19 protein-coding genes are annotated in these 21253 nt (G+C 67.4%); 14 read left to right on the forward strand and 5 right to left on the reverse strand.

All coding sequences use genetic code 11. The annotated features are described in order from the left end of the window. Window positions 1–339: 339 nt before the first annotated feature. The gene (locus AC1DQ3_RS30415) at window positions 340–996 is read right to left on the reverse strand and encodes a DsbA family oxidoreductase (RefSeq protein WP_477123835.1); all 657 of its coding nucleotides are present in this window, start codon (window positions 994–996) and stop codon (window positions 340–342) included. Between the two features lie 228 nt (window positions 997–1224). Here AC1DQ3_RS30415 and AC1DQ3_RS30420 point away from each other — a divergent pair, with 228 nt between their 5' ends. The 8 genes from AC1DQ3_RS30420 (at window position 1225) to AC1DQ3_RS30455 (ending at window position 9372) form a co-directional block, all read left to right on the forward strand. Continuing rightward, window positions 1225–2385 carry an FAD binding domain-containing protein gene (locus AC1DQ3_RS30420; protein WP_477123836.1) on the forward strand — a complete coding sequence of 387 codons (1161 nt, stop codon included), beginning with the start codon at window positions 1225–1227 and terminating at the stop codon, window positions 2383–2385. A gap of 153 nt (window positions 2386–2538) precedes the next feature. Continuing rightward, on the forward strand, window positions 2539–3027 hold the full coding sequence (locus AC1DQ3_RS30425; RefSeq protein WP_477123837.1) for a VOC family protein: 489 nt from the start codon (window positions 2539–2541) through the stop codon (window positions 3025–3027). A 2-nt stretch (window positions 3028–3029) separates the two neighbouring features. Then, entirely contained in the window at window positions 3030–4253 is a 1224-nt protein-coding gene (locus AC1DQ3_RS30430) for an FAD binding domain-containing protein (protein WP_477123838.1), read from the forward strand. Window positions 4254–4300: 47 nt separating this feature from the next. Continuing rightward, complete coding sequence (locus AC1DQ3_RS30435) at window positions 4301–4663, forward strand: DUF485 domain-containing protein (RefSeq protein WP_477123839.1); 363 nt, start codon at window positions 4301–4303, stop codon at window positions 4661–4663. Beyond that, entirely contained in the window at window positions 4660–6291 is a 1632-nt protein-coding gene (locus AC1DQ3_RS30440) for a cation acetate symporter (RefSeq protein WP_477123840.1), read from the forward strand. The genes AC1DQ3_RS30435 and AC1DQ3_RS30440 overlap by 4 nt, the downstream gene beginning before the upstream one ends. A gap of 130 nt (window positions 6292–6421) precedes the next feature. Then, window positions 6422–7096 (forward strand): TetR/AcrR family transcriptional regulator, encoded by a 675-nt coding sequence (locus tag AC1DQ3_RS30445; RefSeq protein ID WP_477123841.1) that lies wholly within the window; start codon window positions 6422–6424, stop codon window positions 7094–7096. Window positions 7097–7144: 48 nt separating this feature from the next. After that, window positions 7145–8068 (forward strand): LysR family transcriptional regulator, encoded by a 924-nt coding sequence (locus AC1DQ3_RS30450; RefSeq protein ID WP_477123842.1) that lies wholly within the window; start codon window positions 7145–7147, stop codon window positions 8066–8068. Window positions 8069–8259: 191 nt separating this feature from the next. Continuing rightward, window positions 8260–9372 (forward strand): alkene reductase, encoded by a 1113-nt coding sequence (locus AC1DQ3_RS30455; RefSeq protein ID WP_477123843.1) that lies wholly within the window; start codon window positions 8260–8262, stop codon window positions 9370–9372. Window positions 9373–9458: 86 nt separating this feature from the next. On the opposite strand, the gene AC1DQ3_RS30460 is transcribed toward AC1DQ3_RS30455, so the two are convergent. Next, a complete protein-coding gene (locus AC1DQ3_RS30460; protein ID WP_477123844.1) occupies window positions 9459–10112 on the reverse strand; it encodes a response regulator transcription factor in 654 nt (217 codons plus the stop codon). 832 nt (window positions 10113–10944) lie between these two features. Between AC1DQ3_RS30460 and AC1DQ3_RS30465 the strand changes: the two genes are divergently transcribed. The 5 genes from AC1DQ3_RS30465 (at window position 10945) to AC1DQ3_RS30485 (ending at window position 15479) form a co-directional block, all read left to right on the forward strand. Continuing rightward, window positions 10945–11631 (forward strand): hydrolase, encoded by a 687-nt coding sequence (locus tag AC1DQ3_RS30465; RefSeq protein WP_477123845.1) that lies wholly within the window; start codon window positions 10945–10947, stop codon window positions 11629–11631. Between the two features lie 231 nt (window positions 11632–11862). Further along, window positions 11863–12681 (forward strand): alpha/beta fold hydrolase, encoded by an 819-nt coding sequence (locus AC1DQ3_RS30470; RefSeq protein ID WP_477123871.1) that lies wholly within the window; start codon window positions 11863–11865, stop codon window positions 12679–12681. A gap of 129 nt (window positions 12682–12810) precedes the next feature. Next, entirely contained in the window at window positions 12811–14676 is a 1866-nt protein-coding gene (locus AC1DQ3_RS30475; protein WP_477123846.1) for an amidohydrolase, read from the forward strand. Window positions 14677–14692: 16 nt separating this feature from the next. Further along, window positions 14693–15133 (forward strand): DoxX family protein, encoded by a 441-nt coding sequence (locus tag AC1DQ3_RS30480; protein ID WP_477123847.1) that lies wholly within the window; start codon window positions 14693–14695, stop codon window positions 15131–15133. Window positions 15134–15182: 49 nt separating this feature from the next. After that, entirely contained in the window at window positions 15183–15479 is a 297-nt protein-coding gene (locus AC1DQ3_RS30485; protein ID WP_477123848.1) for a XapX domain-containing protein, read from the forward strand. Between the two features lie 72 nt (window positions 15480–15551). Here the strand turns inward: AC1DQ3_RS30485 and AC1DQ3_RS30490 are convergent, their stop codons facing one another. Beyond that, window positions 15552–19679 (reverse strand): ATP-binding protein, encoded by a 4128-nt coding sequence (locus tag AC1DQ3_RS30490; RefSeq protein WP_477123849.1) that lies wholly within the window; start codon window positions 19677–19679, stop codon window positions 15552–15554. A 157-nt stretch (window positions 19680–19836) separates the two neighbouring features. On the opposite strand from AC1DQ3_RS30490, the gene AC1DQ3_RS30495 reads away from it, so the two are divergent. Next, entirely contained in the window at window positions 19837–20235 is a 399-nt protein-coding gene (locus tag AC1DQ3_RS30495) for a response regulator transcription factor (protein ID WP_477123850.1), read from the forward strand. An 82-nt stretch (window positions 20236–20317) separates the two neighbouring features. Here AC1DQ3_RS30495 and AC1DQ3_RS30500 read toward each other — a convergent pair whose 3' ends face one another. Both AC1DQ3_RS30500 and AC1DQ3_RS30505 read right to left on the reverse strand, forming a co-directional pair. Continuing rightward, a complete protein-coding gene (locus AC1DQ3_RS30500) occupies window positions 20318–20833 on the reverse strand; it encodes a hypothetical protein (protein ID WP_477123851.1) in 516 nt (171 codons plus the stop codon). 44 nt (window positions 20834–20877) lie between these two features. After that, window positions 20878–21252, reverse strand: a complete 375-nt coding sequence (locus tag AC1DQ3_RS30505) for a hypothetical protein (RefSeq protein ID WP_477123852.1) — start codon at window positions 21250–21252, stop codon at window positions 20878–20880. Between the last annotated feature and the right edge of the window lies 1 nt (window position 21253).

Raw genomic sequence — 21253 nt, forward strand, 5'->3', positions numbered from 1 at the left:
ACTTGTAAGCTAAAAGACCGAAGCCTTCCGCATCCGCTATCAAGCGCCCACACTTATCGGTTGTTTGTTTGTTAAAGAACGGCACCCGGTTCGCTTTGCTTACCGCGTCGCTGCGTTGTCCGCAGCAGAGAAACGAGACTATAAAGAACCTTCTGCGATTAATCAACTATTTCGCGAAATTTCTTTTCTTTGGCAGGTTTCGCTCACCAGCCGATCCCTGCAACTCCCCCCGCCTGCCTTGCAGCGATGCTTCCTGACGCGGGGGGAGCGGATTCTATGGTTTCCCTACCCGGCTGGCAAGTTCTTTCTGGAAATTCCCATTTGAGCCTCTTTTGCCACTTATAGAACGGGGCGCTGGTTCGCGGCGGACAGCAACGCCTGTTCCATGATGGAAGGCGGCTGCGCCCCGCCGATCGCGGCATGGCCGATCCGCATGGTGGGCACGGAGCGAACCCCTTCGCGCTGCGCCTGCGCCTGCGCCGCCACGACCTCCGCCTCGCCGCCGGTGCCCAACAGATAGCCCCGCACGGCTTGCGCATCGAAGCCGGCCGATACGGCCAGCGGCACCAGGACATCGGCCTGCCCGATGTCCTCCCCACGGGAAAAGTACGCGGCGAAGATGGCGTCGAACAGCACCTCCGCCATGGCCGCGTCCCCGCTTTGCCGGGCGAACGCCATCAGCCGGTGCGCCCGCCGTGTGTTGGGCGTGACGGCGATCAGGTCGTAGTGGAAATCCAGCCCGGCTCGCCGGCCCATCATCGTCACCTCGGCGTCCATGGCCTGCGAGCGTGCCCAGCTGCCGAACTTCGCGGTGCGGTAGGCCTTGCGGTCGGCGCCTTCCACCGGCATGCCGGGGTTGAGTTCGTAGGGCCGATAGGAAATCTCCGGCGCAGCCTCGGAAGCAACGCTGGCGATGGCGGCCTTCAGGTTGCGATGGCCGATCCAGCACCACGGGCAAATGAAGTCATAGGTGACCTGGATCTCGACGGGATGCATGACAGCTCCTTGTATTGACGATGGAGCCAGCATAGGCAGCGGGCCACGCCGGCGGAATGGCACGGCCGCGCAAACCTGCGTTGCCTGCAGCGCAACGCCAAGTCCACGGGGGCGGCGTTGCCCACCCCGTTGCTCGCCGCGCAACGCAGCCTTGCACACGGCCCTCATTCTCCCGCGCCTCAAGCGCTTATACGATCCCGTCCATCCACTCGCACTCCGGAGCTGCACATGGACACCAACGGCACATCGCCCGCCACCCCGCCGCGCAAGGCCCTCGTCATCGGCGGCTCCCTGGGCGGCCTGTTCACGGCCACTGCGCTGCGCGCCGCAGGGTGGGAAGTCGACGTATTCGAGCGCTCCGCATCGGATCTCGACAGCCGCGGCGGCGGCATTGTGCTGCAGCCGGAGGTGCTGCGGGCGTTCTCCTTCGCCGGCATCGCGGCGCACGGCGCGCTGGGCGTGCGCTCGCATGACCGGCTGTTCCTCGACCGGGCCGGCAACGTGCTCAGCCGGCAACGCATGCCGCAGACGCAGACCTCGTGGAACACGCTCTTTGCCACGCTGCGCGATCACTTCCCGGCGGCGCGCTATCACCGCGGCGCGGCGCTCGCCGGCATCGAACAGGACGAGCACGCTGTCCACGCCACGTTCGCCGATGGACGGCAGGCACATGGCCAGTTGCTGGTCGGTGCCGACGGCGCCGATTCCACCGTGCGCAAGCTCTTGCTGCCCGATATTGTCCCCAGCTATGCGGGCTATGTCGTATGGCGTGGCCTGGTTGACGAAAACCGCCTGCCCGAAGCGGCCAGGCCGCTGCTCCACGAGAACTTCGTATTCCAGCACGAACCTGACTCCATGATGCTGCAGTACATGGTGCCGGGCGCCGATGGCGCCACGGCACCCGGACAGCGCCGCTTCAACTGGCTCTGGTACCTGAAGGCCAAGCCAGGCATGGAGCTTGACGCGGTGCTCACCGATCGCCAAGGGAAACGCCGCAGCCATTCGATACCGCCGGGCTTGCTCGCGCACGGACAGGAGGCCTGGTTCCGCCAGACCGCCGCGGCACGCGCCAACCCCGCTTTCCGCGCGCTGATCGACAGCACCGGCGACATCTTCGTCCACGCCATCCAGGACCTGCAAGTGCCCCGCATGGTGTTTGGCCGCGCGCTCCTGATCGGCGATGCCGCCTTCGTCCCGCGCCCCCACACCGCAGGCAGCACCGCCAAGGCGGCAGCCAATGCCGTCGCGCTGGCCAGGGCGCTCGACGGCACGGCAGACACAGGCCGCGCACTGCGGCAGTGGCAGCAGGACCAGTTGGCGCAAGGCGAGCAGATGGCCCGGTGGGGCATCCAGCTGGGCGACCGCATCATGGGGATGGCGCGGCACTGAGCCCCAGGCCCGCGCCGCCGTGAAGAGGTCCAGCCGGCACGCAGCCCGCCGATCAGGGTAAGTACCCCCCTGCCCGACCTTGGCCGTCCTGCTTATTCGCCCTACAATTTATCACACGATCACTAATCGATCGATCAATAGCAGAGGCAACCCATGACCATCCGCAAGCTCGCGCACTTCTCGATCCGCACCACGGATCTCGTGAAGTCCTGCGCCTTCTACGAACGTATCCTCGGCCTTAAGCAAGGCTACCGTCCGCCTTTCGATTTCCCGGGTGCATGGCTGTACATGGGCGGTGACGAGGAAGACTTCGGCACCGTCCACATCATCGGCATGGACCCCGCCAACCCTGACGGCCTGTCCGCCTACCTGGGCGATCGCGCGCCTTCCGCGCCGGGCACCGGCACCGTCGATCACATCGCGTTCCTGGCCACCGGCGTGGCGCGGATGTGGGCAACGCTGGAAGCCGAAGGCATCCCATGGCGCGATCGCACCGTTCCGGACCTGGGCCTGCACCAGGTGTTTATCGAGGACCCCTCCGGCGTCACCATCGAGCTGAACTACCCCGCCGCCGAGGTGGCGGGCCTTGAAATCCCGGGCAACGGCGCGCGTGCGCCCCGCCCCGCAGTGGCAGGAGACTAACCATGGCAACCCTATCGACACGGCCGAAGGCCATCATCGTCGGCGGCTCGCTGGGCGGGCTGTTCGCCGCCAACCTGCTCGCCCGCGGCGGGTGGGAAGTGGAGGTATGCGAGCGCGTTCCCGAAGCGCTCGCCGGACGCGGCGCGGGCATCGTCACGCACCCGGAATTGTTCGAGGCGCTGGCTGCCGCCGGGGTTGAGGTGGACGACTCCATTGGTGTGCAGGTCAAGTCCAGGCTGACCCTGGGCCAGGACGGCAGCGTGCTGTCGCAGCGCGAGATGCCGCAAACGCTGACGGCATGGGGCAAGATGTATCACGTGTTGCGGGCTGCCTTCACGGGCGGCATCTACCACACGGGAGCGACCGTGGTGTCGGTCCGGAACGAGCCCGGCCGCGCCGTGGTGGCGCTCGATGACGGCTCGATCCATCATGCCGACCTCGTGATCGCCGCGGACGGCTTCCGCTCCGCGCTGCGCGAGTGCCTGTTGCCCGAGGTCAAGCTCCAGTACGCGGGCTACATCGCCTGGCGCGGCCTGGTGGACGAAACGAGCCTGAGCAAAGCCACGCGCGACACGCTGTTCGAGCGGTTCGCGTTCTGCCTGCCGCCGCGCGAGCAGATCCTCGGCTACCCGGTGGCGGGCCAGGGCAACAGCACCCGGGTTGGCGAGCGCCGCTACAACTTCGTGTGGTACCGCGCCACCAGCGAGGATGCGGACCTGCCGAACCTGCTGACCGACGCCAGCGGCAAGCGCTGGTCGGGCGGCATCCCGCCGGCGCTGATCCGCCCGGACGTGCTGGCGAGCATGGAGCAAGCTGCGCTGGCCAACCTGGCGCCCCAGTTCTGCGAAGTCGTGACCAAGGCCGCGCAGCCGCTATTCCAGCCCATCTTCGACCTGGAGGTGCCGCGCATGGCCTTCGGCCGCGTGGCGCTGCTCGGCGACGCCGCCTTCGTGGCGCGCCCGCATTGCGGCATGGGCGTGACCAAGGCCGCGGGCGACGCCATCTCGCTGGTCAAGGCCCTGCAGGCCAGCGACAGCGTTCGTGCCGCATTGGAGAACTACAGCGCCGAGCGCGTGCAGGCAGGCTCGGCCATCGTCCGGCACGCGCGCCACCTCGGCGCCTATATGCAGGCGCAACTCAAGAACGAGACCGACCGCCTGATGGCCGAGCGCTATCGCACGCCGGAAGCCGTGATKCGAGAAACAGCGGTGTCGACGCGCTTCTGAGCGCGCCGCCGCTCCCGGCAAACCAACCGCCCCCAACGGAGAGACCCTTGGAACACACCGTCCCCACTTTTACCGGCGACGCGCTTGAAAGCGCCGCGCCGCCCCCACCCGCACAGAACCCCCTGCTCGCCAATCCGGCGTTCCAAGCCCTGGTGCGCGCGCGGCGCGGGTTCGCATGGACGCTGACCGCCATCATGCTGGCCGTGTATTTCGGCTACATCCTCACGCTCGCTTTCCAGCCCACGCTGCTTGGCCGGCAGCTGACGCCAGGGCAACCCATGAGCGTCGGCATTCCCGTGGGCTTCGGCATGTTCGCGGTGACCTTCCTGCTGGTGGCCGTGTACGTATATCGCACCAACACCGTGTACGACCAGCGCATCAGCGACATCAAGCAAGGGGCAGCAAAATGAAGCGCACCGCCATCTTCGCAGCCCTGCTGCTAGCCACCTGCCCCGCCTTCGCGATGCCGGGCACGGTGGGCCAGGGCATGAACGTCATCGCCATCGCCATGTTCCTGGTGTTCGTCGCCGCCACGCTGGTGGTCACGCGCTGGGCCGCCAAGAGCAACCACAGCGTGTCCGACCACTACGCCGCGGGCGGCAAGATCACCGCCCTGCAAAACGGCTGGGCCATCGCCGGCGACTACATGTCGGCGGCATCCCTGCTGGGCATTTCCGCGCTGGTCTTCACCAGCGGCTACGATGGCCTGATCTATTCCATCGGCTTTCTCGCCAGCTGGCCGATCATCCTGTTCCTGATCGCCGAGCCGCTGCGCAACCTCGGCCGCTTCACGCTGGCGGACGTGGTTTCCTACCGCCTGCAGCAGCGCCCCATCCGCGCTTTCTCCGCGTCCAGCTCCATCGTCATCGTGTTGCTGTACCTGGTGTCGCAAATGGTTGGGGCCGGCAAGCTGGTGGAGCTGCTGTTCGGCTTCAACTACAGCGCGGCGGTCGTGCTGGTCGGCGTGCTGATGGTGGTCTACGTGTTCTTCGGCGGCATGCTGGCCACCACCTGGATCCAGATCATCAAGGCTGTGCTGCTGCTCGCGGGTGCCGCTTTCATGGCGTTCATGGTGCTGAGCCGCTTTGGCTTCAGCCTGAACGCGCTCTTCGCGCAGGCCGTCGCCGTCCATGGCAAGCACGCGGCCATCATGAGCCCGGGCGGCCTGGTCTCCGATCCCGTCTCGGCGGTATCGCTGGGCCTGGCGCTGATTTTCGGCACCGCCGGCCTGCCGCATATCCTGATGCGCTTCTTCACCGTCGGCAACGTCAAGGCGGCCCGCAAGAGCATCCTCTATGCCACCGGCATCGTGGGCAGCGGCTATGCGCTGATCATCATCATCGGCTTCGGCACCATCGCGCTGGTGGCCAGCGATCCGGCTTACCACACGTCTTCGGGCGCGGTGATCGGCGGCATCAACATGGTGGCCGTGCACCTGGCGCATGCGGTCGGCGGCAACCTCTTTCTCGGCTTCATCTGCGCAGTGGCGTTCTCGACCATCCTGGCCGTGGTGGCAGGCCTGACGCTGGCCGGCTCCTCGGCCATCTCGCACGATCTCTATGCCAAGGTGCTGCGCCAGGGCCACGCCACCGACAAGGAGGAGATGCGCGTTTCCCGGATGACCACGCTCGTGCTGGGCGTGCTGGCCATCCTGCTGGGCATCCTGTTCGAGAAGCAGAGCATCGCCTTCATCGTCAGCCTGACTTTCTCCATTGCCGCCAGTTCGAATTTCCCGGTGCTGCTGCTGTCGATCTACTGGCGCGGGCTGACCACGCGGGGCGCCGTGGTGGGCGGCTCGCTGGGGCTGCTGACCGCCGTGGTGCTGACGGTGCTGAGTCCGACCGTGTGGGTACAGGTGCTGGGCCACGCGAGCGCCATCTACCCGTATGAGTATCCGGCGCTGTTCTCCATGCTGGTGGCCTTTGCCGGCATCTATGTGTTCTCGGTGACCGACCGGTCCGCGCGCGGGGCGCGCGAACGCGGCGCCTTCGACAACCAGCTGGTCGACTGCGAGCTTGGGCTGGTCAAGTCGCAATAGCGCTGGTGCCCGGGGCTGCCGGCGGTGCGGCCGGCAGCCCTCCCGGCCCGGGCGCGCCTCGCAATTTATCACCCGATTGGTACAATGCCGCAAGCGCTCCGCACGGGACGTACCTGGCACAGGTGAACGAATGAAACGAGACGCAGCTTCACCCGAGAACAACGCACCGGCCAAGAGCGGAAAGCGGCTGCTCCCCGAAGAGCGGGAGCAGCAGATCGTGCAGAAGGCTATCGAGCACTTCACGCGCAACGGCTTTGCCGGCAGCACCCGCGATCTCGCCAAGCAGATCGGCGTCACGCAGCCCTTGCTGTACCGCTACTTCGCCAGCAAGGAGGCGCTGATCGACCGCGTCTACAGTGAAGTGTTCCAATGGCGGCCCGACTGGGAGCGCCAGATCGCCGACCGCGCCACGCCGCTGACCGAACGGCTGTATGCGTTCTACCTGGACTACGCCTCCGTGATCCTGCGCGAGGAATGGATCCGGGTCTTCATCTTTGCCGGCCTCACCCGCGAAGGCATCAACAACAAGTACCTCAACAAGCTGCGCAGCAAGGTTTTCCTGCCTGTGCTGGCCGAGGTGCGTGCCGAGTACGGCATTCCCGAGCCGCGCAATGCGGCCGAGCTGGATGCCGAGGTCGAGCTGATCTGGGGCCTGCACGCGGCCATCTTCTATCTCGGCGTGCGCAAATGGGTCTACGGCCTCAAGGTACCCTCGGACGTCAGAGCCGTGATCCGCCGCAAGGTGGACATGTTTCTCCACGGCGCGCCTGCCGTCATGCGTTCCTTGCGCGACCCCGAACATTGAGCCCCGGCCGCCTGGATAGACGCCCCACCCGACGCTGGAGTCTTACCTATGGACAAGCTGCTGGCATTGAAGCTGTTCGTCGAAACGGTCGACGCCAAGGGGTTCTCCTCGGCGGCGCGCCGCGTCAACCTGGCCACGTCGTCCGTGACCCGTATGATGGACAGCCTGGAGGAGGAACTTGGCACCGTGCTGCTGAACCGCTCCACGCGGCAAGTCACGGTGTCCGAAGCCGGCGCGGCCTATTACCAGCGGGCGCGCAAGATCCTCGACGCGGTGGCGGAGGCCGACGCACTGATTGCCGATCGTGGCGATACCCCGGTAGGCCAGCTTCGCGTCTCCTTGCCGGTTGCGTTCGGCCGGCGCTGCATCGCGCCGTTCCTTGGCAGCCTGCTAGCGCAGTATCCGAAGCTGGAGCTCGAGGTAACGCTGACTGACGAAATCGTCGACCTGCTCGGCGAGCGCATCGACCTGTCCATCCGCCTGGGCAGCGCCGCATCGCACGACGAAGTGGTGGCGCGGCAGATCGGCACGTTCCGGCGCAGGGTGGTGGCAAGCCCCGGATACCTGCAGCAGCGCGGCATGCCGGCCACGCCGGCGGAGCTGGCCGGACACGCATGCCTGCGATTCACCTACGGCGCGGGCCAGCAGATGTGGACCTTCCAGCGCGGTGCGGAGGAAATGCAGGTGCCCATCCCGGGCGGCTTCAGGAGCAACAACGCAGAAGTACTGCGCGAACTCGCCCTGGCCGATGGCGGGATCGCCCTGCTGCCGGACTGGCTGGTCGACGACGATATCCAGAGCGGGCGCCTGACCTCCATCCTGGACGACTGGATCGTCAACCCCAACCGCGCCAGTTCGGCCATCTCGGCGCTTTACTTGCCCAACCAGCGCGGCTCGCGGCGCATTGGCGCGTTCCTGGACTTCCTCGCGCGGATTCCCGGCCCGACCAGCCGGAACGCAGCGGGCAGCTGACCCCTCCGCGCGCCCCTCCTCCCGCTCCCCGCCCCCTTGCCGCCAGCGCAACGCAACGTTGCGCGGCAGCCCCATTCTCCTCCGGTGCGTTGCCGCCTAACCTTCAGCACATCTCTTCCGAGACAGCAAGCGCGGCACGAAGGCAAACCCGCCGCCGCCAATCGATCCATCGCACAAGACGGAGAAGCACCGTGACCCACCATCTCTTCACCCCCATCCGCGTCGGCGGCCACACCCTGCCGCATCGTGTTGCCATGGCGCCGCTGACGCGCTCGCGCGCCGGCCAGCCCGGCAACGTGCCCACGACCATGAACGTGGAGTACTACCGGCAGCGTGCCGGCGCGGCGCTGATCGTCACCGAAGCCACCCAGATCTCGCAGCAGGGCCAGGGCTACGCCTGGACGCCGGGCATCCATAGCGAGGCGCAGGTCAAGGGATGGCGGGCGGTGAGCGAGGCCGTGCACGAGCAGGGCGGCACCATCTTCATGCAGTTGTGGCACGTCGGCCGCGTTTCGCACCCGGTATTCCAGCCTGGCGGCGCGCTGCCCGTGGCGCCCAGCGCCCTGCCCGTCCCCGGCAAGACCTTTATCGTCGACGCGCAAGGCAACGGCACCTGGGGCGAGGTTCCCGTACCGCGCGCCCTCACCCTCGACGGCATTCGCGACATCGTGGCGGACTACCGGCACGCCGCCCGCAACGCCATGGCGGCGGGCATGGACGGCGTGGAGATCCATGCCGGCAACGGCTACCTGCTCGACCAGTTCATCAATTCCAACAGCAACCAGCGGGATGACGCATACGGTGGCAGCATCGAGAACCGGGCGCGGCTGCTGCTGGAGGTGGTGGACGCGATCGCGGCGGAGGTCGGGCCCGCGCGCGTGGCCGTGCGGCTGACGCCCATGGGCCGCTTCATGGGCATGGGAGACGCGTCGCCCGAGGAGACCTTCGGCTACATCGTGCGCCAGCTCGACACCCGCGGCCTGGCCTACCTGCACCTGGTCGAGCCGGCCATGGTCGGCACCGTCAAGGAGGAGCACGCCGATCCGCGCTGGGACACGATCATCCAGCAGTTGCGCGCGGACTTCCGCGGCGTGCTGATGCTGGCGGGAGGCTACGGACGCGACAGCGCCGAGCAGGCGCTTGCCAGCGGCCGCGCCGATATCATCGCCTTCGGCCGCCCGTTCATCGCCAATCCGGACCTGCCCGCCCGGCTGCGGGACGGCCTGCCGTTGAACGCGGCGGATGCCGCTTCCTTCTTCGGCGGCGGCGCTGGCGGCTACATCGACTATCCGGTTGCGGCGTAAGCGAAGCGCCGGCGGCCTGCGCGGACCACGGGCGCGCGTGCTCTGCCGCCCCCCAACCGAAGCTGAAGGTCGGGCGCCGGGCCGCGCTAGACGTGGCAGATGCCGAGTTGCTGCGCCATCAGCACCAGGTCGGCAAAGGTGCGCGCCTTCATCTTGCGCATGGCCTGCCCCCGGTGGATCTTCACCGTCACCTCGCTGATGCCTATGCGGCCGGCAATCTGCTTGTTCATCAGCCCGGACACCGCCAGCGCCATCACCTCCGACTCGCGCGGCGTCAGCGTCCCGAAGCTGGCACGCAGCATCTGGACACGGCGCGAGGCCTCGCGCCGCAGGCGGTCCTTCTCCAGCGCCACCGATACCGCGTCGAGCAGGTCCTGGTCGCGGAACGGCTTGGCCATGAAATCTTGCGCACCGGCCTTCATCGCCGCCACGGTCATTGCGATATCCCCATGGCCGGTCATGAAGATGATCGGCACATGGATATCCAATTGCGCCAGTCGCGCCTGCAGGTCCAGCCCGCTCGGACCGTGCAGCCTGACATCGAGCACCAGGCAGCAAGGCACGTCGGGCAGGCGGTATTCGAGCAGTTCCGACGCCGAGCCAAACAGCGCGACGCTCATGCCGACCGAGCGGAACAGGTTGCCAAGCGCACCGCGCAGCGGTGCATCATCGTCGACGACCAGCACCAACGCTTCGTCCCGGGTATTCGACTCGACGGGTTCCAGGCTTTGGGATGTCACGATCTACGTCTCCATTCAGCATCGAAAAGCACCGGCGGGCCGTTGGGTGCGCCGATTGCCATACGGGGTGCGTGGCATCCCCGACTGGAACGTACTCCGCTGCCGCGCGATCGTATTGTCAATTTGTGCCGCCTTTGTCTATTGTTGCTCTGTCAGTCGCGATCGACGCAAGCCACTATCAAAAGGAAGGCTGGTGCCCGGCAACGATTATAGGCGCTCGCTCCCTGTTCAAAGACCCCGCTCCATATTCAAAGATACTGAACAAGGTATCCGGAACATCCCCTGCTCCATGCAGGGCCGGCGCCCCATAGTTCTGTAGTTGAATAGCATGCAACAAAAAACATCGTTCTAAAAAACTCAACACATCGTAGACTCCGGAGAGAATCATGACCAGGACCACCGCCGTCAAGATCACTTCCACCCCGCTGTTGTCCCTGCCCGCCCTTGGCGCTGCGCCAATCCAATACCAATGGACGATGGACACCCCTTGCCACGGGACCTAGCCTGACGCCGCCCCCAACCAACGAGGAACCCCCCATGGTCTCCCCATCCTCGCCGGCACGGCGCGCGGCCGCACTGCTTGCCGCAGCCATCGCGCTGGCACCCGCCCTCGCCTGTGCGATCAATGCCTTCCCGGCAAAGGACTAATACGAAGGGACAATGGCTGCAACCAGCGGGCAGGTTTAGCCTTCCGTCGGGTTGCTTGCACAGGAGGGAGGCCACCCCTCGCTCCCGCTTATTCCCGCCTATCCCGGCCGCACCGCGGCCGGGATCGATTGCCGCAGCACCCGGGATCGGTCCGATCCCGCCAACCCAACCTCAGGAGAGATTCATGTCCAACCCCAAGCTTGAAGTACTGACCCCGCAGAACAGCCAGCTGATCTTTATCGATCACCAGCCGCAGATGGCTTTTGGCGTGCAGTCGATGGACCGCCAGGCGATGAAGAACAATGCGGTTGGGCTGGCCAAGGCCGCCAAGATCTTCAACATCCCCACCACGATCACCACGGTGGAGAGCGAGTCGTTCTCGGGCTTCACCTATCCCGAGCTGCTCGACGTGTTCCCCAACCAGAAGACCCTGGAACGCACCTCGATGAACTCGTGGGATGACCAGAAGGTGCGCGACGCGCTGGCCGCCAACGGCCGCAAGAAGGTCGTCGTTGCCGGCCTGTGGACCGAGGTCTGCAATACGACCTTCGCGCTGTGCGCCATGCTCGAAGGCGACTACGAGATCTACATGGTTGGCGATGCCAGCGGCGGCACCAGCAAGGAAGCGCACGACTACGCCATGCAGCGCATGGTGCAGGCCGGCGTGGTGCCGGTGACCTGGCAGCAGGTGCTGCTCGAATGGCAGCGCGACTGGGCCCACCGCGACACCTACGACGCGGTGATGCAACTGGTCAAGGAACACTCCGGCGCCTACGGCATGGGTGTGGACTACGCCTACACCATGGTGCACAAGGCCGCGCAGCGCACCGCCACGCCGCACGAATCCCTCGCGCCGGTGCCGGCACGCTGAACGCGGCCAAGGCGGAAGACCAACCACCAAAATACCTTGGATAGACATCGCATGAGCGCGCAATTCGATACGCAGGACACGGCCCGGAACCCGGCGCGGCGCAAGCTGCTGGTATCCGGCGCCGGCACGCTCGGCGCCGCCGCCGTCGCGGCGCTGGGCAGCACCGCCGCCGTCGCCGCCGGCAAGCCGCAGGGCCACGCCGCATCCCATCGCACGCCAGGAGCACACAGCATGAACACCATCACCACCAAGGACGGCACCCGGATCTATTACAAGGACTGGGGCACCGGCCGCCCGGTCGTGTTCTCGCACGGCTGGCCGCTCAATGCCGACGCCTGGGATGCGCAGATGCTGTTCCTGGTGCAGCACGGCTTCCGCGTGATCGCCCACGACCGCCGTGGCCATGGCCGCTCCGACCAGCCCGCCAAGGGCAACGACATGGACACCTACGCGGACGACCTGGCCGCGCTGATCGAGGCCCTGGACCTCAAGGGCGCTACGCTGGTCGGCCACTCCACCGGCGGCGGCGAGGTGGCCCACTACATCGGACGCCACGGCACCAGGCGTGTCTCCAAGGCGGTGCTGATCGGCGCGGTGCCGCCCATCATGGTGAAGACCGCGTCCAACCCCGGCGGCCTGCCGATGGATGTATTCGACGGCATCCGCAAGGGTGTGGCGGAGAACCGCTCGCAGTTCTACAAGGACCTGGCGGTGCCGTTCTTCGGCTTCAATCGTCCCGGCGCCAAGGTCTCGCAAGGCGACATCGATGCGTTCTGGGCGCAGGGCATGACCGGCGGCATCCTCGGCCAGTACCTGTGCATCAAGGAGTTCTCGGAAGTGGACTACACCGAGGACCTGAAGAAGATCGACGTGCCGACCCTGATCCTGCACGGCGATGACGACCAGATCGTGCCGATCGACGCGTCAGGCAAGCTGAGCGCCAAGATCGTCAAGAACGCCACGCTGAAAATCTACCCGGGCGCCTCGCATGCCATGTGCGTGGTCAACGCGGACCAGGTCAACGCCGACCTGCTGGCCTTCCTGGCCTGACCGCATGCCGTCCCACGACCCTGGCGCAGGCTGGGACGGCCTGCCCGGCTCCCGGTCTTCCCCGTCACCGAACCGCCGCCAGTTCATCGCCGCCGCGCCGGGCGCGGCGGCACCAGCAGGAGTTTCGCCATGACCGCATCCAGCACCCCAGACCTGATCCTCGTCAACGGCAAGTTCGCCACGCTCGACCGCGCCAATCCGCAAGCCGAAGCCGTCGCCATCGGCGGCGGCAGGTTTGTCGCCGTCGGCACCCGGCACGAGATCATGCAGTTGGCCGGCGCTGCCACCAAGGTGGTCGACCTGCAAGGCCGGCGCGCCATTCCCGGGCTGATCGACAGCCACATGCACATCATCCGCGGCGGCCTGAACTACAACATGGAACTGCGCTGGGACGGCGTGCGCTCGCTGGCCGACGCCATGCGCATGCTCAAGGACCAGGTGGCGCGCACGCCGGCGCCGCAGTGGGTGCGCGTGGTGGGGGGCTTCACCGAGCACCAGTTCGCCGAGAAGCGCCTGCCGACCATCGAGGAGCTGAACGCGGCCGCGCCCGATACGCCCGTGTTCATCCTGCACCTGTACGACCGCGCCATCCTCAACGGCGCCGCGCTGCGCGCCGTGGGCTATACCAAGGACACGCCGAATCCACCGGGCGGGGAGATCGTGCACGACAAGGCCGGCAATCCCACCGGCCTGCTGCTGGCCAAACCCAACGCCACCATCCTGTACGCCACGCTGGCCAAGGGCCCCAAGCTGCCGCCCGAATACCAGAAGAACTCCACGCGTCATTTCATGCGCGAAGTGAACCGCCTGGGCGTGACCGGCGTGATCGACGCCGGCGGCGGCTACCAGAACTACCCCGAGGACTACAGCATCATCGAGGAACTGCACAAGGAAGGACAGCTCACCGTGCGGCTGGCCTACAACCTGTTCACGCAGAAGCCCAAGGATGAGCTGAGCGACTTCAGCAGCTGGTCCAGGCAGGTCACGCCGGGCCAGGGCGACGACCTGTACCGCCACAACGGCGCCGGCGAGATGCTGGTCTACAGCGCGGCCGACTTCGAGGACTTCCGCGTCGAGCGGCCCGATATGCCGCCGTCGATGGAAGGCGACCTCGAACCGGTGATCCGCCTGCTGGCCGAGAACCGCTGGCCGTGGCGCCTGCACGCCACTTACAACGAGACCATCTCGCGCGCGCTGGACGTCTACGAGAAGGTGGCCAAGGAGGTGCCCTTCGACGGCCTGCACTGGTTCTTCGACCATGCCGAAACCATCACCGACCGCAACATCGACCGCATCGCGGCGCTGGGCGGCGGCATCGCCGTGCAGCACCGCATGGCCTACCAGGGCGAGTATTTCGTCGAGCGCTACGGCGCGCGCGCGGCCGAGGCCACGCCACCGATCAAGCGCATGCTGGAGCGCGGTGTCAAGGTGGGCGCCGGCACCGATGCCACGCGCGTGGCCTCGTACAACCCGTGGGTGTCGCTGTACTGGCTGACCACCGGCAAGACGGTGGGCGGGCTGTCGATGTACCCGCAGGCCAACCTGCTGGACCGCGACACCGCGCTGCGGCTGTGGACCGAGGCCAATACCTGGTTCTCATCCGAGGAAGGCAAGAAGGGCCAGATCAAGGCAGGGCAACTCGCCGACCTCGCCGTGCTGTCCGCCGACTATTTCAGCGTGCCCGGGGACGAGATCCAGGACATCACCTCGGTGATGACGGTGCTTGGCGGCGAGGTGGTGTACGGCGACGGCGACTTCGACAAGCTCGCACCGGCGCTGCCGCCCGCGATGCCCGACTGGTCGCCGGCGCGCCACGGCGGTGGCTACCAGCCGCGCCCACAGGCGAAGACGCTCGCGCTGAACACCGCGTGCGGCTGCGCCAGCGCCTGCGGCGTGCACGGCCACGGCCATGCCAACGCCTGGACCGCCGGCGTGCCGGCCTCGGACGAGAGCACCTTCTGGGGTGCGCTCGGCTGCTCGTGCTGGGCCTTCTGAGCCAGTGAGACGCGACATGAATCTCCCCGCTTCCACGCGTTCCCCGGCGGCCGGCCCCGGCCGGCTGCCGTCCTGGCTGCGCTCGCTGGCCCTGCTGGCGCTGTGCGCGGCCTACCTGCAAGGCGGCCTGGTCAAAGCCATGGACTTCGCCAGCGCCGTCGGCGAGATGCAGCACTTCGGCCTCGCGCCGGCGGCGCCGCTGGCCGCCGCGGTGATCGTGCTGGAGCTGGGCGCGTCGCTGATGATCGTGAGCGGCTTCTACCGCTGGCTCGGCGCGCTGGCGCTGGCCGCCTTCACGCTGATGGCCACCTTCCTGGCCAACCGCTTCTGGGCGGCGCCGCCGGCCGAGCAGTTCATGCTGGCCAACGCCTTCTTCGAGCATATCGGCCTGGTCGGCGGCTTCGTGCTGGTGGCGTGGGAAGACCTCAACCGGCGCGCGTCCGCGCGCCCTGCATGAAGCGCGGCGGCCCGCCAGTCCGAAAAACCACTCTCAACTCTGCAACGCAATGAAACTCTATATCGTTTCGCTTGGGGCCGGCATCCTGATCGGCATCATCTACGCCCTGCTGCAGGTCCGCTCGCCCGCGCCGCCCGCGATCGCGCTGATCGGGCTGCTCGGCATGCTGATCGGCGAGCAGGTGGTGCCGCCGATCAAGCGTCTGTTGGCGGGCGAGCCAGTCACCGTCACCTGGTTCCACACGGAATGCGTCCCCAAGATCACCGGGGTGCCTGCGCCGGGCATCTTGACGACCGCCAGCAACGAAGTGCCACCCGCGCGGGGCAATGCCGCCGATTCGCAATGAGCCCAGCCAGGCAACCGGAGCCGGCCCGCGCGGATCGGGACTGCCGCCACGTAGCGATGGCCGCTATGGCCGCTATGGCCGCGCCGGCAGCGTGAAGCAGAAGGCCGCGCCGGGACCCTGGCCACCCGGCGCCACGGCCCGCGCCGGAGACTCGGCCCAGATGCGGCCGCCATGGGCCTCCACGATCGAGCGGCAGATCGACAGCCCCATGCCCAGCCCCTCGCTGCGCGTGGTGTAGAAGGCCTCGAACAGCTTGTCGATCTGCCCTGCCCCGATGCCCGGGCCGCTGTCCTCCACCCGCATCAGCACCTGGCCGTCGGCTTGCCGCGCCGTGCTGATCCGCAGCTGGCGCTGATCCAGGCCGCAGGACGATACGGCCTGGATGGCATTGACCAGCAGATTGATGATCACCTGCTGCAGCTGGATCCGGTCTCCCAGCACCTGGGGCAGCCCGGGCGCGCATTCCTGGGCGATGGCGATGCCGTGGAACTCGGCCTGGTGCCGGACCATGGACAGGGTCTCCGCCGCCAGTTCTCCCAAGTCGAAAGGCTGCCGCCGGGAGTCGTCCTTGCGCGCCAGCGCGCGGATACGGCGGATCACCTCGCTGGCCCGCAGCGCCTCGGCGATCATGTTCTCCACCGCATGGCGCGCTTCGTCGAGATCGGGCTCGGGCCGATTGATCCAGCGCAGGCCTGCGCCGCCGTAGGTGACGATGCCGGTCAGCGGCTGGTTGACCTCGTGGGCGATCGAAGCCGCCAGCTCGCCCAGCGTGGTCACGCGCGACACGTGCGCCAGCTCGGCCTGCACCCGCTGGCGTTCCTGGTTCTGCCGCAGCAGCTCGGCATACAGCCGCGCATTCTCCAGCGAGATGGCGGCCTGCGAAGCCAGCAGGGACAGCAGGTTGATCCTGCGTCCGGTGAACAGCGCGTCGGCCAGGTTGTTCTCCAGATAGAGCAACCCCACCAGTTCACCCTGCTTGACCAGCACCAGGCACGCTACGGAGCGCACGCTGCGCAGCTGAACGTCCGGGTCCTGGCCGAACCTGGCATGCGCCTTGGCGTTGTCGAGCACGAAATCCGATCGGATGGCCAGCGCCGCATCGACGATGGTGCGGGGATAGGCAGCCCCGGCCGGATTCAGATCGACCGCGATGCCGGCCCGTTCGGTGCGGGCTTGCGCGGCCAGCCGCAGCGCACCGTCCTGCCACAGGAACAACAGCGCGCGCTGGGCGGCTGCCTGCTGCAGCGTGGTGGTCAGCAACGCCTGGATCAGGCGGTCGAGCTGCATCTCGCCTGCCAGCACCTGTGTCGCCTTGATGGCGGTGTCCAGATCCAGCTGGGCGGCGGGCCCGATGTAGGTGGTGTGCTGGCCAGGTGCAGCGTGGGCGCGGTCCGTGCCCAGGCCCATGGCGTCGAGCGTGCGCGCGCACGCATCGAGCCTGGCCACCTGCCCCTCGGCGCCCCAGCGGCCATAGGCTTCGCCGGCCCTGCGCAGGTAGGCCAGGGCCAGGGCCCCCAGGTCCTGCTCGAAACAGCAGCGCGCGCACAGTTCGTAGGCCAGGGCTTCGTCATGCAGCAGGTCCTGCTCCCGCGCCAGCCGGGCGGCCTGCTCGTAGTGGCGCATGGCTTGCAGCGCATCGCGCGCCATGCGCGACGCCTCGGCCGCCAGGATGCCCGCGCGCGCGCCGAAGTTGGCGGGATTCTCCCGCGCCCAGGCGTTCATCTGGCGCTGGTGGCGATCGAACGCGGCCATGGCCGCGGCGCCCTCGCTGCCCGGGGGCCGGCCCTCGGCACGCGCCAGCCACGCCAGCGACAGCGCCGTGAAAAAGTGGTAATCCGCGATCTCCTGGAAGTATGGCGCCGCCCACAGCATCGATTCGGCCTTGCCGGCCGCCTCCAGCGCGCCACGGCAGTCGTCCACGGCAAAGCAGGCCTGCAGCTTGCGGATCCAGTAGCAGCACGCGGCCACCGCCAGGCGCGGATCGGCCTGCAGCCTCGCCTCGATGTCCTGCGGTTCCGGCGCGCCGGGTCCCCACGCCGCCCAGCCCGGCGCCCTGCCCCGCAGCACCGCCACATACCTGGCCTGCGCGCCCAGGATATCCACCACCCGCCCCAGGTCCAGCGGGCAGGCGAAGGCCAGGCCCATGTCGATCTGCGCCTCCACGTGGGCCAGCGGTTCCCCGCAGGCCAGCAGATGGGTCACCAGCCGGTTGCGGCTGTAGGCGGCGAAGTTGAAGTCGCCGGTCTGACGGCCCTCCTCGAAACTGCGCTCGATCAGCTCCCGGCCGCCGCGCACGGGCTGGGTCCACGGCAGCAGCAGCGCACCGAAGCACAGGTGGACCCTGGCGCGGAAGCGGCCCATGCCCTCCTGTGCCACCAGCGCCATCCCGACCTTGCCCAGGCGGTAGCCAAGCCCATAGTCGCCCAGGCGCGGCCCGACCGTCATGCCCAGCTGAACGTACGCGATACAGGAGGCTTCGTCATTGCCGTGTTCCAGGCTGATGATGGCCATCCAGATCGGGATCAGGTCACGCAGGTTCCTGTCCATGAAGGACGCGGGCGACATCACCTCGCTCAGCACGCCCAGCGTCGCGCGCCACGCCGGATCGCACATGCGCGGCAGGCTGGCCAGCGCCTCGACCGGGCGGGCGCCCAGCAGCACGAGGAAGCGCCGGTATTCCCGCTCCACCTGCCCCTGCGCCTGGGGCAGGAAGTCCAGGCCCATCGTCCGGAGGAACGCCAGGCCCAGCTGGACCGCCTGGTCGGGCTGGTCGAGCGCGGTGTGCACGGCCACCCGCAGCCGCGTGATGGCCGCCAGGTCCGACGACGTGCGCGCCCGGGTGCCCAGGTCCTGCAAGGTGGCCGCGGCGGCACCAGGCCGGCCGCTGACGAACTCGCACTCGGCGCGGCCCATCGCCAGGGACAGCGCCAGCGCGTGGTGGGTCTCCCACGCACCATCGGGGAGCAGCCGTTCGCCGGCCGCGAAGTAGGCGCTGGCGGCGCCGTACGCGGTGGTCCGCATGGCCCGCTGGCCGGCGTCCCGGTTCAGCGCGGCAACCTCGATGCGCTCGTCGTCATCGGCAATGGCATCGGCGCCCCGGTTGAACTGGTCGGCCATCTCGAAAAGACTGCTGCCGGTGTCGCGGTCCAGCCGCTGCGCCAGCTGGCGCGCCAGCCGCAGGTGCAAGGCGGCGCAACCAGCTGCCGGGAGCGCGCTGCAGGCTGCCTCCTGGACCCGGTCGTGCGCGAAAGGATTGCCGGCATCGCCGGGCACCACATGACCCGCGGCCACGGCGTGCGCCAGCAGGTCGCCGATGCGCACCTCGCTGGCGCCCCGGGCCTGGGCCGCGGCGGGGCCGCTGTCAGGCAGCGCATCCAGGTTGCCCCGGGTCCGCCATGCATCGCGGCAAAACCGCAGTTCGGCGGCCAGCGCGGCGGCGCTCGGGTAGCGCTCGGCCGGGGCCTTGGCCTGCAGGCGCATCACCATGGCCGACAACACCGGCGGTATGCCGGCATTGCGTTCCGCGGGCGCCACCGGCTGGCGCGCAAGATGGCTGTGCACCCAGGCGACCGGTTCGCTGGCCTCCAGCGGCAGCGTCCCGGTCAGCATCTGGTAGAAGGTCACGCCCAGCGCGTAGAGATCCGCGCGCGCGTCGACCGCGGTCACTCCCCGACCGGCCTGTTCCGGCGCCATGTAAGCAAGGGTGCCTGCCAGCATCGGGGATGCCGCCGCGTACGAAGTACCGGGCGCGGCCACGGCGGCAATGCCGAAACCGGTAATCCAGGCGCGCTGCCGGTCCGGCGCCACCAGCAGGTGCGCCGGCTTGATGTCCAGGTGGATCACGCCGACATCGTGCATGGCCGCCATCGCGTCGGTCACCGCGATGGCGACGTCGAGGAAGGCTTCCGTTTGCATCGGCTCGCCCAGCAAAAGTGCCAGCGGCAAACCGCCCTGGTCGGCGGCCACCAGGGCCGGCCGGCCATCATGGCGGGTCAGGGCAAGCGGCGCCGCTGCCCACTCGGGCCGCAGCAGGTGCAGCAAGGCGTATTCGTGCTCGAGGCGCCGTTGCACCAGGCCTGCGCTGGCAGCCGAACCCGCCAGCGAAACCAGCACGGGCGGGCATCCGTCGGCGATCCCTCGCAGCAAGGCGATCTCACCGTCCAGCAGACATTCGAGCTTGTATTGGTGCAACGGATTCATGAATCTTGGATGGCATCGTCGAAGCCGTGCGCGAACCGCCGGCTCATGACAATACCACCGTATGATTTCACGAAACGGGCCGGCGCGCTATCCTCAAGGCATGCAATGGGAGTCTTTGCCGGCTTCGTCATCGCTTATGACAACGGAGGTACACCGCGTGACAGCCAACCCGGTGATCGCCATCGTCGACGACGATGCTCCTGTGAGACAAGCACTGGGGAGCCTGTTCCGCTCCTTCGACATGGTTGTCGAACTCTATGCCAGCGGAACCGACCTGCTGCAGTCCCGCACCCTCGATACCGTCTCGTGCCTGGTCACCGACGTGCAGATGCCCGCGATGAACGGCTTCGCGCTGTGCGAGGCCCTGCACGCGCGCGGACTGTCCATCCCCGTCATTTTCATCACGGCGTTCCCCGAGGAAAGCTACCGGCAACGCGCCGAGGCAATGGGCGCCGTCTGTTTTCTCAGCAAACCGTTCGTGGACCCCGAGATCATCCAGTGCATAGAGAACGCCGTCGCGCGCAGTGTGGCCAAGACGCCGCGCCAAGGGCGCTGAAGCCCGAGACGGCCCCGAGCACCGGACGCGCGGGCGAGCGAGTCTGGCGCTCGGGCTCTGTGCATACGGCCCGACAACGCGCTTAGGCCGCCCCAAGCGCGGGCTGCCGCCTGACTAGTCCCATGATCTCGGTCACCAGGCCTGCGGCGTAGCGTTGTTCGCGGATGCGCTCGTCCTCGTCCCCATCCTTGCCGAGGTGGAACGTTGCAAACGCCACCGATCCGTTGCGGAGATACCCTTCGACGCCATCGCCATCGCAAAACCGGCGCTCTAGGGCGCGCAGGCCCTCTTCAATTGCCTGCGCATGTTGGCCCGATGCAATCTTTGCGAGGATCTGCCGAGCGATCGCCTCTGGCGTTCCCGCATACCGGAGTACATGGATAAGGTCACCAGCATCCTTGGATGCTCCACGATCATCAAGGGCGAGCGCCTTGAGGATAATGAATGCAGTCACGTCGGCATACCGGACCGTCTCGGTTGAATAACCTGCGCCATCGAGCAGTTGGACTGTCAACTCCTTCTCCAGGTACCAGTCATGCACGATGTCGGCATGGTTAATCGCCAGCGCCGATACAGCTTCTCCATCAACGCTGGCCACCTTTCCCGCCGGCGTGGCTTCGGTGGCGCCCTGTAAAAACTCGACTAAAACGTACTCGTGTTCCGATACTTGACGCAGCCAGCGCCATTTACTGACCTTGCCTTCAGCGTTCGTGTATCGCTCAAACTTCCGTGCTCAAACTTCCGTGCCTTGAGCTGGACCGCCAGCGAATCGTAGCCGTCGCCCTCTGCTATCACCTGCAGATTTAGCACGACATCCACATCAGAGGTACCGAAATGCGCGGGAACGTCTGGTCGCGCCTCAGGTGTGAGATAACGTGGCACCAAACCGCCAACGAGGCGGATGGTGTTCTTCAGCGTGCCAAAGGCACCCAGCATCGTGACCAGCACGCGCTCGCAAGCCAGGGTGTGGTCAGCATCGTAGCCGTCCACGGTTTCAGGTTTGGGTCCAATCGCCATA

Source organism: Cupriavidus sp. 01T418, from assembly GCF_056398885.1.

Coding starts and splice junctions, on each gene's coding strand:
- AC1DQ3_RS30415 (WP_477123835.1), bottom strand. CDS start 996: ATGCATCCCGTCGAGATCCAGGTCACCTATGACTTCATTTGCCCGTGG.
- AC1DQ3_RS30420 (WP_477123836.1), top strand. CDS start 1,225: ATGGACACCAACGGCACATCGCCCGCCACCCCGCCGCGCAAGGCCCTC.
- AC1DQ3_RS30425 (WP_477123837.1), top strand. CDS start 2,539: ATGACCATCCGCAAGCTCGCGCACTTCTCGATCCGCACCACGGATCTC.
- AC1DQ3_RS30440 (WP_477123840.1), top strand. CDS start 4,660: ATGAAGCGCACCGCCATCTTCGCAGCCCTGCTGCTAGCCACCTGCCCC.
- AC1DQ3_RS30445 (WP_477123841.1), top strand. CDS start 6,422: ATGAAACGAGACGCAGCTTCACCCGAGAACAACGCACCGGCCAAGAGC.
- AC1DQ3_RS30450 (WP_477123842.1), top strand. CDS start 7,145: ATGGACAAGCTGCTGGCATTGAAGCTGTTCGTCGAAACGGTCGACGCC.
- AC1DQ3_RS30465 (WP_477123845.1), top strand. CDS start 10,945: ATGTCCAACCCCAAGCTTGAAGTACTGACCCCGCAGAACAGCCAGCTG.
- AC1DQ3_RS30470 (WP_477123871.1), top strand. CDS start 11,863: ATGAACACCATCACCACCAAGGACGGCACCCGGATCTATTACAAGGAC.
- AC1DQ3_RS30475 (WP_477123846.1), top strand. CDS start 12,811: ATGACCGCATCCAGCACCCCAGACCTGATCCTCGTCAACGGCAAGTTC.
- AC1DQ3_RS30480 (WP_477123847.1), top strand. CDS start 14,693: ATGAATCTCCCCGCTTCCACGCGTTCCCCGGCGGCCGGCCCCGGCCGG.
- AC1DQ3_RS30485 (WP_477123848.1), top strand. CDS start 15,183: ATGAAACTCTATATCGTTTCGCTTGGGGCCGGCATCCTGATCGGCATC.
- AC1DQ3_RS30490 (WP_477123849.1), bottom strand. CDS start 19,679: ATGAATCCGTTGCACCAATACAAGCTCGAATGTCTGCTGGACGGTGAG.
- AC1DQ3_RS30505 (WP_477123852.1), bottom strand. CDS start 21,252: ATGGCGATTGGACCCAAACCTGAAACCGTGGACGGCTACGATGCTGAC.